Source organism: Glycomyces artemisiae, assembly GCF_003002955.1.
GTDB classification, from domain to species: Bacteria; Actinomycetota; Actinomycetes; order Mycobacteriales; family Micromonosporaceae; genus Glycomyces; species Glycomyces artemisiae.
In genome coordinates, this window is sequence record NZ_PVTJ01000004.1 from 432,253 (window position 1) to 444,733 (window position 12,481).

The following is a 12,481-nucleotide window of genomic DNA, read 5'->3' on the forward strand; positions in this document are numbered from 1 at the left end:
CTTCCCGTAATGGGTCCGAACGGATGAAAAGGGCCCGGTCAGCGAACCGAAGTCCGCCGCCCGGGCCCTCAGCGCGCCGCTACACGATCAGATCCATACCGCCCCAACCGGTCCCGATGACCTTCGACGACGAGTACGACCCCTTCCCGTTCCCCGCGTACAGGTACAGGCTCCCGTTCGAATGCCTCGCCACCCAGTCGACATGCCCGTCCCCGTTGAAGTCCCCCACGGAGGCGACGGCGTTCATGACGTCCCAGCCGCAGCCGATCTTCACGCCGTTCGCGAGCTTCCCGGTGCCCCTGCCCGCGTAGAAGTACAGGCAGCCGTCGGAGTTCCTCCGGGAGATCAAGTCGTCCTGCCCGTCGTGGTCGAGGTCCCCGACCGCGGTGACGAGCGACATGCCGCCCCATCCGGTCCCGATGAGCACGCGGGCGCCGAACGCGCCGCCGCCCTTGCCGGGGTAGAGCCAGAGGTTGCCGGACGACTTCTCCGACGCGATGATGTCGATCCGGCCGTCGGCGTTGTAGTCCTGACCGGAGACGATGGCGCTCATGGCGTTCCATCCGGTGCCGAGCTTGATCCGGTCCTCTTCCCGCCACCAGTCGGGGTACACGTAGAGCGCCCCGGTCGAGGCCTTCCTCACCAGGTAGTCGGAGCGGCCGTCCCCGTTCAGGTCTCCGGCGGTCTCCACCAGGTCGAACCCGTCGAGGTTCCCGTCGGTGACCCACCCGGCGCCTCCGAGGAATCCCCCTGCGCCGTTGCCGTGGTACACGTACGGCCAGTCGTATTCGGGGCCCGGCCCCTTGGCCGTGATGTCGGAGCGGTTGTCGCCCGAGTAGTCGTAGGTCCAGTCGGTTTCGGCCGAGGGCAGCCGCATGGCGTTCCAGCCGGTGCCGACCACCGAGTCGGCGACGGTGTGCCGCGGCGACTCCGTCGCGAAGGAGCGCAGCCGCAGCTCACCGGTGGGCTCATCGACGAGGAGCAGGTCGGTGACGCCGTCCCCGTTGAAGTCACCGGCGCCCGTGAACTGCCCGATCCGCTCCTCGGCGTCGCCCGGCAGGCCGGTGTCGGCGTATCCGTTGGGGTAGAGGTCGAGGAGTCCGCCCGACCCGTCACCGCCGTAGAGGTGGTAGTACTGGCCGTACGTCTCCCTGGTGAGCAGGTCGTCGTGCCCGTCGCCGTTGAAGTCCCCGAACGTGGTGACGGTGTCGTTGTCAAGGAACCCGGTGCCCATGACGGTCCGCGAGCCGAAGCCGCCGTCGCCTTCGCCTTCGCCGGGATACAGGTAGAGGCGGCCGTTGCCCTTGCTGACGGCGACGAGGTCGACGAGGCCGTCCTCATTGAAGTCGCCGGCGGAGGTGAAGGAGCCCATGGTGTTCCAGCCGCCGCCGACGGACTGGCGCGCGTTCAGGCCGCCTGCGCCGTTGCCGGGGTACACGTAGAGCGTGCCCGTGCTGTTGTCGCGGGCGAGCAGGTCGTCGCGCCCGTCGCCGGTGAGGTCGCCGGCCATGACGATGTCCATGCCGCCCCAGCCCGCGCCGCGGGAGGCCCCGGCGCGGACGGTGCCGTCGCCGTTCCCCTTGTAGAAGACCAGGTTCCCGTCGGTCTCGCGGACGGCGAAGAGGTCCTGGAACCCGTCGCCGTCGTAGTCGTTGCGGGAGTAAGTCCCGCCGAGGAAGGTGCTGTCGGACCCGGAGCGGTTGCCCGCCCGGTCGACGACCTCCGCGCGCACCCAGGTGCGGGTCGTGTCGAAGTCGACGTCGAACACGGCCGTGGTGCCGTCCTCCAGCCGCACGGTCGTCGCGGGATCGGAGTCCTCGGAGTCGAAGGTGAGCGAGAGGGCGTTGACGCCGTCGGGGAAGCCCTCGTCGGCGACAGTGACCTCCACCGTCGCGGTCTCGCCGATGTAGTTCGTGCCCGGGATCGCGGCGAACTCGATGACGTCGGGCTTCGCGGTGTCGATCCGGTAGTGGCATTCGGAGGTCTGCTCGAAGCCGCCGTCGCCCGACTCGAAGCGGTAGGCGACCTTGTAGGCGCCGTCGTCGAGTCCGGTGAGCACGGTGCCCCGCTGGACGCCGTTGCCGACCGCGGCGGGTTCGGTCGCGAGCAGGACCGTGCCTGTGCGGGCGTCGGTCACGGTGGCGGTCCAGGAGACCTCGGTGCCGAGGAGGTCCGGGCGCCAGAACGACGCCGTGTAGTTCCCGTACGGGACGTCGGAGGTCCCGCGGAACTCGGGGGACGCGGCGGTGCCGGTGCACCGCGGCGCCACCTTGCGGGACTCGACGTCGAAGTACACGTCGAGGCGGGCGGAGCCGCCGTCGAACCGGGCGGTGGCGTCGCCGCCGGTCATCGCCAAGGTGAGCGGCGCGTGCCACCCGTTGTCGCTCCATTCCCCTGCGACCGTTCCGGACACGTCGTAGACCGCGGCGCCCCCGTCGCAGGCGCCGGAAGCGGCGGGCGCGTCGTCCGGGAGGCCGCTCCAGCCCGCGTCGGACCATCCGCCGTACTCGGCGTGCCGCAGCTCGGGCGCGACGCATGCGGCGCCTTCGGCGGCGTCGACCCTGAAGGACGCGGAGACCACCGGGAACCGGAGGCCGTAGCCGTCGTAGGAGTCGACGGTCCAGCGCGGCTCGGGCGAGAAGAACGTCCAGTAGGAGGCGGCCTCGGCGGCGGTGCACTCGGCCGCGGCGAGGCCGTCGCAGTACGGCCCGGCGAGGGCGTCGCCGGTCTCGCCCGCCGCTTCGAAGTACGCCAGCCCGAGCCCCGCGTGCCCGCGGTGGAACCCGAGGTCGGGCGACGCCGAGCTGTACGCGGCCCAGACGTTCACGGCGGAGCGGTAGTAGACCCAGTCGGTCGACACGGTGAGCGGGAACGCCTCCGCGCCGACGTCGCCCTCCGGGAGCCGGACGGTGATCCCGCCGCCGCCGTCCATCTCCAGGACGGCCTTGCGCACCGCTCCCGTGGCGTCGCGGACGGCGAACGGGGTGCTCATTTCGATCAGGTCGTAGTCCCGCCCTGTCGACAGGTACAGCCCGGCCTCGTCGGCGGTGGCGTATCCCTCGGACGTCAAGGAGAGCCCGGTGGCGAGGGACTCCCAGGCCGCGGCGTCGGCGACGGTGAACCGCAGTTCCGCCGAGGACTCGCCGGCGGTGACGGACAGGTCGAGTCCGGCGGCGAGGCCGTCGTACTCGGCGGTCGCCCCCGCGTACGCGGGCACCGGCACGGCACCGTCCCAGCCGAGCCGCCCGCCGGAGGTCTCGACGAGCGTCTGCCCGCCCGAGAGCGAGAGCGCGAACGGCCACGGCGACGCGGTCTGCCGCAGCACGTCGTCCGCGGGCTGGAGGGTCGGGTCGAGGTGCCCGAGGCCCTCCTCGTCCTGGACGGCCTCGGCGGTGTCGACGAGGTGCAGGAGCCCTTCAGGGGTGCCGTAGAGGGTGCGGTACGCCGAGGCGTACTCCGAGATGCGCACCTCGACGTCGCAGGCCTGCGCGGTCTCCAGCGCCGCGGCGATGTCCGCGGCGATCGGGTCGGCGCCGAGCGCGGCGCAGTCGGCGGTCTGCGCCGCCGCCGCACCGGGCACAGCGAGGAGCGCGGCCCCTACGGCCGCGGCGGCCGTGCCGCCGAGCGCGCGGGTCCGGCTCACCAGGATTCGGTTCATTCAGATGTCCTTGCGTCAGAGGGGTTCGGGGCTATGCGATCTGGTCCATGCCGGCCCAGCCGGTGCCGATGACGACGGACGCGGAGTAGCTTCCGGCGCCATTGCCCCGGTACAGGTACAGGTTTCCGTTGGAGTGGCGGGCGGCCCAGTCCACATGGCCGTCGCCGTTGAAGTCGCCCACGGCCGCGAGCGTGTTCATGACGCCCCAGCCGCAGCCGATCTTGACGCCGTTCTTCACCCCGCCGGCCGGCTTGCCGCCGTAGAAGTACAGGCAGCCGTCGGCATCCTTGCGCGCGAGCACGTCGGCCGCGCCGTCATGGTCGAGGTCGCCGACCGCGGTGATCAAGGACATCGTGTTCCACCCGGTGCCGATGAGCACCCGCGCACCATGCGAACCGGTCCCGGTCCCGGGGTACAGCCACAGGTTCCCGGTCGCCGACTCGCGGGCGATGATGTCGGTCTTGCCGTCGCCGTTGTAGTCCGAGCCGGAGACGATCGCGCTCATCGCGCCCCAGCCGCCGCCGGTCCGGATGCGGGCGGCGGGGTCGTAGGAGCCGGAGCCGTCACCGGGGTAGACGTACAGGACGCCGGCGGTGGTGCGGCCGAGGAGGTCGGGGTAGGCGTCGCCGGTGAAGCCGTTCGCGGTCTCGATGAGGTCGAGACCCGTGAAGGCCGCGCCCCAGGAGACGACCGGCCCGAACCCGCCGGTCCCGGTCCCCGGGTAGAGGAAGGTGGTGCCGGTGGCGCCGTTGCGGGCGACGACGTCGGCGGCGCCGTCGCCGTCGAAGTCGCGGTCGCCGTACGCGGCCTCGACGGAGAGGGGCTGCTCGGACGTGTTGCCGGCCAGGTCCTCCACCTGGAGGATCCAGTCGCCGCCGGTGCCGGCGACGGTGCCGTCGAGAACGGTGGAGGCGGTCGTGGTCAGGGTCGCGCTGTCGACGACGGCCCTCGTGGCCGCGTCCAGGAGCCTGACGTACACGCGGTTGTCACCCGAGGGGAAGCGGGCGTCCGAGACGGTGACCCCGATGCGGACGGAGTCGCCAACGTGGTGGGGGCCTTCGGGAACGGTGAGGCCGACGACGTCGGGAGCGGCCGTGTCGACCACGAGGCTGCATGACTCCTGTTCCGAGAATTCGGTGTTGGACGCGGTGAAGGTGTACGTCGCCCGGTAGGGCCCGTCGGGGAGCGGGGGGCCGTCGAACGGGATGTCGTCGCCGGGCCCCCACGGGACGACGGCGCGGGACGGCGAGGTCCACAGCGTCTCGTCGGTCGCCGTGTTTCGGAACGACACCGTCCAAGAGAGCTCGGGGTCGAGGAGCGCGGGCTTCCAGTAGTCGAAGTACGGGTCGGGGTAGGCAGGGGTCGCGGTGTCGAGGAAGCCGTTAAGCCCGGGGACGTTGAAGCAGCCGGAGGTCACCATGACGCCGACCATGTCGAAGCGGACGTCGATGCGCGCGGAGGCGCCGTCGAACCGGGCGGTCCGGTCGCTCGCGGTCATGCCGAACGCCGCCGGGGCGACCGCCGCCGGATCTGACCAGGCCGCGCGCATCACGCCGGTGACGTCGTACTGGGCGGTCCCGCCGTCGCACCGCCCGCTGACCGGGTCGCCGGCCGTCTCAGGGCGGTGGTTCCAGGCGGCGTCGGGCCCGTACGAGGCCACGGGCTGGAGGACGGGTGCGGTGCAGTCGGTTCCGGGGGCCGCGTCGACGGCGAAGGTCGCGGAGGACAGCGGGTACGTGAATTCGTAGGTGTTCACGGGGCGGCCGAGGCTGTTCATCGTGGTGGGCAGCGACTGGAAGCTCCAGTACGAGGCCGCCTCCGCCTCGGCGGTGCAGGCGCCGGCCTCGACGGCGGTGCAGTAGTCGCCGACGACCGCGTCGCCAGCCTCGCCCGAGGATTCGAAGTACCGGGCGTCGAGGCCGTTGCGGCCGCCGTACAGCGCCAGGTCCGAGTCGGCCGAGGTGACCGAGCCCCATTCGGCGGCGCCCTTGCCGGTGGCGGCCAGGGTGGTGGTCGCCTCGACGGGGAACGCGGCGTCGGCGAGGTCCTCCTCGGCGAGCGCCAGGGCGACCGCGCCGTCGGCGGCGAGTTCAAGCGAGACCGGGAGGAGCCGGCCGTCGGCGTCCCGGACGGTGAACGGGGTCGTCCGCACCGCGTCGGTCCACTCGTCGCCGTAGAAGAAGTACAGGGTGCGGCCGTCGGCTTCGGCATCGAGTGCAGTGAGGCTGCCGGCAAGGGACTCCCAAGCGGCGGCGTCGGCGGCGGTGAAGCGCATGGCGGCGGTCGAGGCGCCGAGTTCGACGTCGAGGTCCAGCCCGGCCGCGAGCTCGTCGTACACCGCCGTCGATCCCGAGTACGAGGCCGCGGGGACCGTGCCCTGCCAGGTCAGGAGCGTGTCGATGAGCGCGGAGTCGGTCCCGTTGTAGTGCAGCCAGAACGGCCAGGGCGAGTTGGCCTGGACGAGCGCGTCGCCCGCCGGGGCCAGGGTCGTGTCCACGGGGATCGTGTACCCGGCGCCGTGGTCGAGGTACTCGCCCGAGGGCCGGGCGGTGGCCACCAGGTGGAGCTGCCCCTCGGGGGTGACGGTGAGCGTGCTGTACGGGTTGGAGTCGACATAGAGCCGCACTTCGGCGCCGCACTCGACGGCCAGGTCGAATGCGCTCCAGAGGCTGCTCGCTTCGGGCTGGGCGCACTCGGCGGTCTGTGCGGCGGCGGCGCCGGGGACGGCGAGCAGGGCGGCGACGGTGGCCGCGGCGGCCGCGGTGCCCAAGAGCGCGCGCCGGAGGCGGCGCAGCGGATCGCGGCCGGGAGCGTGGTTCATTCAGATGTCCTACGGGGGTTGTCGAAAGGGTGCGGGGGTGGCGGGCCGGGGGGTCGGCGTGGATTACACGCCGGGCGTGTGGAACCGGTTGCACCGCGCGTGCGGCAGGGCGGGGCGGGGTGATTCGACAGGATGGCTACTGGTCAGTAACATGTAGGGTGATCGGCAGCACCGCACTGTCGTGGGCAGTACGTGTGAACACACCAGTCGAGAGGTCGCCATGGGAGTCGTCCAGATCGTCACCGCCGTGATCGCGTTCGCGTACACCGCGCTCGCCATCGGGCTGTTCGTCCGCGCCGGGCTGGGGATGCTCGCGCTCGTCAGGCTCGGGGCGCCGGACCTGACGCGGAAGGGCGAGCGCGGGACGCGGGTGAAGACGATGCTGCGGGAGTCCCTGGGGCACACCAGGATGCTCCAGTGGCACTGGGTCGGCCTGGCGCACTGGGCCGTGTTCTTCGGGTTCTTCCTGCTGTTCCCGGCCCTCGCGCAGTCGTACTTCGAGGTCCTCAACCCCCACTGGGCCCTGCCGATCGTGGGCCACTGGGGCCCGTGGCTGCTGTTCTCCGAGATCCTCACGGTGCTCACCGGCCTGGCGATCCTCGGCCTGTTCGCGGTCCGGATGGTGCGGCAGCCGCGCGCGAACAAGGTGCCGCCGCAGGGCACCGCCTCGGACGCCGGGCAGCGGCGCTCCTCGTCGCGGTTCGAGGGCTCCCGGCAGTGGATGGCCTTCTACATCGAGGCCACGATCTTCACGATCGTCCTGTCGCACATGACGATCCGCACGTTCAAGCTCGCGCTCGGGGATATCGAGCACGAGTGGACCTCCCCGGTCTCCTCGCTCATCGCGGGCGTGTGGAGCGGCGCCTCCGAGGACGGCCTGCTGACGGCGGTCACCCTGGTGGCGCTGCTCGACATCCTCGTGTCGTGGACGTTCTTCCTGATGCTCGCGCTGCACCCGTCGATGGGCATCGGCTGGCACCGGGTGACGGCGTTCTTCAACATCTACTTCAAGCGGAACGCGGGCGGCGCGGTCTCGCTGGGCGCGGCCAAGCCGATGCTCGTCAAGGGCGAGCCCGCGGACTTCGAGCAGGCCGACCCGGAGACGGACCCGTTCGGCGTCAACGTGATCACCGACTTCTCGTGGAAGGGCCTGCTGGACTTCTCCACGTGCACCGAGTGCGGACGCTGCCAGTCCCAGTGCCCCGCATGGAACACCGGGAAGCCGCTGTCGCCGAAGAAGCTCATCACGGACCTGCGCGACCACCTGTACGAGCAGGCGCCGTACCTGAAGGCCGCGGCCATCGCGAAGGAGCGCGGCACCGACACCGTGGAGATCGAGCCGATCTCGATCATCGGGACGGTCATCGACCCCGACGTACTGTGGTCGTGCACGACCTGCGGCGCGTGCGTCGAGCAGTGCCCGGTCGACATCGAGCACGTCGACCACATCCTGGACCTGCGCCGCAACATGGTCATGATCGAGTCGGACTTCCCGGCCGAGGCCCAGACGATGCTCCGCAACCTGGAGAACAAGGGCAACCCGTGGGGCGAGAACCCCGCGCAGCGCCTCAAGTGGGCCGAGGGCCTCGACTTCGAGGTGCCGATCGCCGAGGCGGGCGGGGACTTCGAGTACCTGTACTGGGTGGGCTGCGCGGGCGCGTACGACCCGAAGGCGCAGAAGACGTCCCGCGCGGTGGCGACCCTGCTGCACGACGCGGGCGTCAAGTTCGCGGTCCTCGGCGAGGCCGAGACGTGCACGGGCGACTCGGCGCGGCGCATCGGCCACGAGTTCATGTACCAGATGCTCGCCGAGCAGAACGTGGAGACGCTCAACGAGGTCGGCGCGGTGAAGATCGTCGCGACCTGCCCGCACTGCCTGAACACCATCGGCAACGAGTACGAGGACCTCGGCGGCCACTACGAGGTCGTGCACCACACCGAGCTCCTCGGGGACCTCGTGCAGGCCGGGAAGATCACGCCGGTCGAGCAGCACGACGGCAAGCTCACCTACCACGACCCGTGCTACCTGGGCCGCCACAACCGGATCTTCACGCCGCCGCGCGAACTGCTCGGGACGTTCGCGGAGGTCACCGAGATGCCGCGCAACGCCGAGCGCTCGTTCTGCTGCGGCGCGGGCGGCGCGCGGATGTGGCTGGAGGAGCCGCTCGGCAAGCGCGTCAACCGCGAGCGCGCCGACGAGGCCGTCGCCACGGGCGCGAACACGGTCGCGGTCGGCTGCCCGTTCTGCTCCACGATGCTCCGCGACGGCGTCGCCGACGCGGGCCGCGAGGACGTCGAGGTGATCGACATCGCCCAGCTCCTCGCGAGGAGCCGCGAAGTGAAGGCGGAGAAGGCGGCCGCCGCCCCGGCGGAGTAGGCCGCGACCGGAAACTACCGGAGCGCCGGAAGATCGGAGCGCCGACTGTCGGACCCCCGTGCCACCCTTGGCATCGGGGGTCCTTCGTTTGTCCGTTTTGAAGGCTGGCGCCGGAAAACGCCCGAACCGCTGGTTCGGACTCCGTCCGCTGCGCTCCTGGTTCGGACTCCGTCCGCTCTACCGCTGGTTCGGACTCCGTCCGCTGCGCTCCTGGTTCGGACTCCGTCCGCTCTACCGCTGGTTCGGACTCCGTCCGAAGTGCTCCCGCAGGAGCGCCGCGGACTCGGCTTCGAGGACGCCGGCGTAGACGTCGGGGTTGTGGTTGAGGCGGGGGTCGCGCACGACGTCCCACAGGGAGCCGACCGCGCCGGTCTTGGGTTCCCAAGCGCCGAAGACGATTTCACCCACCCGGGCGAGCACGGCGGCGCCCGCGCACATCGTGCACGGCTCCAGGGTGACCACGAGGGTGCAGCCTTCGAGCCGCCAGCCGTCGCCGTGGACGGCGGCGGCCGCGCGGAGCGCGAGGACCTCCGCGTGGGCGGTGGGGTCGCCGAGGGCTTCGCGGGCGTTGGCGGCGGCGGCGAGCTCGCGGCCGTCGGGGCCGACGACGACGGCGCCGACGGGGAGGTCGGGCCGGGCCGCGGCGGGGGTGCGTTCGGCCTGGCGTGCCGGGCTGCCTGGCCGTGGGTGCGCCTCCGGGCCCGCCGGGAGGCCGGTGCCGCGCGCCGCGTCGAGGGCGCGCCGCATCCAGTGCTCGTGGACCTCGCGGCGGGACTGCATTGCGGGGGCCGGCTAGGCGCCGGTGGCGTCTTCCAGGGCCTCGGTGAACCCGACGGACTTGGCGACCTCGGAGACCACGTCGGAGGGCATCATGCCCTCCTTGGCGCACAGGGCGAGCAGGGTCGAGCCGGGCACGCCCAGGTCGCCCAGGAGGTCCGCCTCGCCGACGGGCTCGGCGTCGAGCTCGGTCGGGCGGGCCGCGATGGACTCCTCGTCCTCGGAGTCGATCTCCTCGGTGTCCTCGGGTTCGAGGTCGCCCAGGAGGGCCTCGCCCAGGCGCGACTGCGACGCGTACTCGGCGTCGGACCCGAAGGTGCGCAGGTCGTCGCCGTTGTCGAGGCGCATCACCGTCAGGTACTCGTCGTCGGCGTCGACGAAGAGCAGCGTGAGGTCGGCGTCAGGGAAAGCCTCACGCATGACCTCGGCCGCGTCCTCGACGTCGGCAACAGCGTCGAGGTCGACCTCCGCGGCCTCCCATTCACCGCCCTCGCGGCCCACGGCCACAGCGAAATACGACACGATCCGTCCCCGTCTTCTCACTCAATGGAACCAGTCGCGCGTGGCGACAGCTCGAACGACCTACTGAAGGATGTGGCGGCCCGCGGTCGATGTAACCACAGGATCCAATCGCCGGTCAGCAAAAGATACAGCTCGCATGAGAGCCCTGCGACCCCAGCGGCAGTCCCTGCGACGGCGGCTACGCCGACCGCAGCTCCGCGGTCACCGTAGCGCGCCAGCGCGGCTGCGGCGACAGCCCCGATCGTACTCGCGGCCAAAGTCACCCAGGCGAAGCCCGCCCCAGTCAGGGGCCCCGTCCCGGATCCCTTGGCGTAGGCCAGGAGCCACAGGAGCACCCACAGGCCGCACAGGGCCGCGCCCGCGGCCACGGGGCCGACTCGGACGGGGTGGGGCTCCCTCCAGACGGGTCGCCCGGTGCGCGCCGGGGGCGCGGCGGGGCCGGTCCAGGAGGTGGGCCCGATGGGTCCCTCATGCATAGGTGACAGGGTACGCAGGGGGAGGCGGCGGCGGGGCGAGCGGCAGCGGCATGACCGGCTGCGCGGGCGGGTCGATGGGGCGCATGACGCCGTCGGGGAAGGCGACGTGGTAGCGGCGGCCGTCCCACAGCGCGGGCGGGGTGCGGGGGTCGCGTCCGGCGTAGGCGGTCCTGGCGGTGTTCATGCGGTGCACGCCTTCGTGGACGGCGGCGTCGCTCCAGGGGGCGCCGATGCCGGCGAGGTCGTACTGCTCGGCGACGTCGTCGGCGGCGCGCTGGAAGTCCTTCATGGCGTCCTCGCCGGGCTTCCCGGCCCAGCGGCGGGCCCAGGCGCGGGCGGAGGAGCGGCGGGAGAAGCTGGCGAGGGACGCGAGTTCGGGGGGCGAGAGCTGCGCGGCGGCGACGAGGGGGGCGAGGGCGGTCTGGGTGCGGCGGGCGTCGGCGGCGCGGAGCCAGAGGGCGGCGCCGACCATGGTGAAGAACAGGGGCGCGAGGAACGCGGGGTAGAGGGCGAACCAGAGCGCGGGGAGGTCGAGGGCAACGCCGAGGACGGAGGAGCCGTTCCAGAGGGCGTGGAGTCCCATGCCGCACAGGAGCATCCCGATGATCCAGGCGGCCTGCTTGCCCTTGCGGCCGGGGAGGCGGGCGGCGCGGCCGAGGCCGATCGCGGAGAGGCCGGTCATGAGGGGGTGGGCGAACATGGTGGCGAGGCCCCGGACGACGACGAGGATGGTGACCTGGGCGATGCCGGCGGCGTCGCCGAGGGCGGCGCCGGAGACGTAGGCGCCGGAGGCGTAGAGGACGTTCTCGGAGACGGCGAAGCCGGCCCCGGCGAGTCCGCAGTAGACGATGGCGTCGAGGGTGCCGGTGAGGTGGCGGCGGGCGGTCCAGTAGACGAGGAGGGGGCCGAGGAGTTTCGCGATCTCCTCGATGACGGGGGCGGAGACGACGGCGGCGAGGTTCTGGTCGAGGCCGCTGCGGTGCAGGAGGTAGGCGGCGCCGGTGTTGACGCCGAGTGCGATGGCGGTGGCCACGCAGGCGCCCCAGCCGAAGCAGAACGCGAGGACGAGCCAGGGGCGGCGGCGGTAGCGGCCGAGCCAGATGAAGGTGCCGACGAGGAGCGGGGCGGGCAGGAGCGCGGCGACGAGGCCGACGGCGGCGGCGCGGGCGCCGGAGCCGTCGACGATGGCCCAGCCGAGGACGGTGAGGCCGCCGGCGAAGAGGAGGGCGACGCCGGTGACGGTGAGGCCGCGGTTGCCGCGGGCCCGGCCCGACCAGGCGAGGGCGGCGCCGGTGATGGCGAGTCCGGCGGCGATGCCGAGGACGGTGATGAGGGTGAGGGCGGCGTCGGAGAGGGCGAGGTTCATCGGGCGCGCTCCCGGTCGGCGTCGGCGCCGGGTCCTTCGGGGTCGTCGGGGTCTTCGCGGATGACGAAGTGGTCGCCGATGCCGGAGACGGCGAGGAGGCGCTTGAGGAAGTCGCCGAGGTTCGCGAGGACGAGGACGGCGCGCGAGCGGGCGGCGGCCCTGGCGAGGATCACGAGGGTGCCGAGGCCGCGCGAGTCGCAGAACGTGACGCCGCGCATGTCGAGGACGACGCGCACGGGGTCGTCCGCGAGCGCGGCGTCGACGGCGCCGGTGAGACGGGGGGCGGTGTGGAGGTCGATTTCGCCGGTCAACGCCACGATCGTCTCGTTCGACTCGCGGTATACCGAGATGTCGAGCTTCTGGTGCACCACGGCACAACCGTAGCCGATTTTCCGCCGGGGCAGGAGGCCCGAGTGCATCACGAACGCGAATCGTTGTCGCAGTTGCGGTCCGGGCACGCCGGGTCACGGATTGTCGTACCCCC

The 12,481-nt window shown here is 72.0% G+C and carries 7 protein-coding genes; 1 reads left to right on the forward strand and 6 read right to left on the reverse strand.

Annotated elements, in window-relative coordinates; all coding sequences use genetic code 11:
* Positions 1–79: 79 nt before the first annotated feature.
* Together B0I28_RS13340 and B0I28_RS13345 are read right to left on the reverse strand one after the other, a co-directional pair.
* Positions 80–3,658 (reverse strand): FG-GAP repeat domain-containing protein, encoded by a 3,579-nt coding sequence (locus B0I28_RS13340; RefSeq protein WP_106364311.1) that lies wholly within the window; start codon positions 3,656–3,658, stop codon positions 80–82.
* Between the two features lie 31 nt (positions 3,659–3,689).
* Positions 3,690–6,479, reverse strand: a complete 2,790-nt coding sequence (locus B0I28_RS13345; RefSeq protein WP_146148089.1) for an FG-GAP repeat domain-containing protein — start codon at positions 6,477–6,479, stop codon at positions 3,690–3,692.
* 220 nt (positions 6,480–6,699) lie between these two features.
* Here B0I28_RS13345 and B0I28_RS13355 point away from each other — a divergent pair, with 220 nt between their 5' ends.
* Positions 6,700–8,856: a (Fe-S)-binding protein gene (locus B0I28_RS13355; protein ID WP_106364314.1), complete on the forward strand. Its 2,157-nt coding sequence runs from the start codon at positions 6,700–6,702 to the stop codon at positions 8,854–8,856.
* A 231-nt stretch (positions 8,857–9,087) separates the two neighbouring features.
* On the opposite strand, the gene B0I28_RS13360 is transcribed toward B0I28_RS13355, so the two are convergent.
* From B0I28_RS13360 to B0I28_RS13380, 4 genes are all read right to left on the reverse strand, one after another.
* On the reverse strand, positions 9,088–9,636 hold the full coding sequence (locus B0I28_RS13360; RefSeq protein ID WP_106364315.1) for a nucleoside deaminase: 549 nt from the start codon (positions 9,634–9,636) through the stop codon (positions 9,088–9,090).
* Between the two features lie 12 nt (positions 9,637–9,648).
* Complete coding sequence (locus tag B0I28_RS13365; protein ID WP_106364316.1) at positions 9,649–10,155, reverse strand: tRNA adenosine deaminase-associated protein; 507 nt, start codon at positions 10,153–10,155, stop codon at positions 9,649–9,651.
* 468 nt (positions 10,156–10,623) lie between these two features.
* The gene (locus tag B0I28_RS13375) at positions 10,624–11,997 is read right to left on the reverse strand and encodes a PrsW family intramembrane metalloprotease (RefSeq protein WP_106364318.1); all 1,374 of its coding nucleotides are present in this window, start codon (positions 11,995–11,997) and stop codon (positions 10,624–10,626) included.
* Positions 11,994–12,368, reverse strand: coding sequence for an STAS domain-containing protein (locus tag B0I28_RS13380; protein WP_106364319.1), 375 nt, complete (start codon positions 12,366–12,368; stop codon positions 11,994–11,996). Before B0I28_RS13380 ends, B0I28_RS13375 begins: the two co-directional genes overlap by 4 nt.
* Positions 12,369–12,481: the final 113 nt, after the last annotated feature.

Bases quoted from the DNA above. Each gene is read 5' to 3' on its own strand.
- B0I28_RS13345 (WP_146148089.1), bottom strand. From the start codon at position 6,479: ATGAACCACGCTCCCGGCCGCGATCCGCTGCGCCGCCTCCGGCGCGCG.
- B0I28_RS13360 (WP_106364315.1), bottom strand. From the start codon at position 9,636: ATGCAGTCCCGCCGCGAGGTCCACGAGCACTGGATGCGGCGCGCCCTC.
- B0I28_RS13375 (WP_106364318.1), bottom strand. From the start codon at position 11,997: ATGAACCTCGCCCTCTCCGACGCCGCCCTCACCCTCATCACCGTCCTC.
- B0I28_RS13355 (WP_106364314.1), top strand. From the start codon at position 6,700: ATGGGAGTCGTCCAGATCGTCACCGCCGTGATCGCGTTCGCGTACACC.
- B0I28_RS13340 (WP_106364311.1), bottom strand. From the start codon at position 3,658: ATGAACCGAATCCTGGTGAGCCGGACCCGCGCGCTCGGCGGCACGGCC.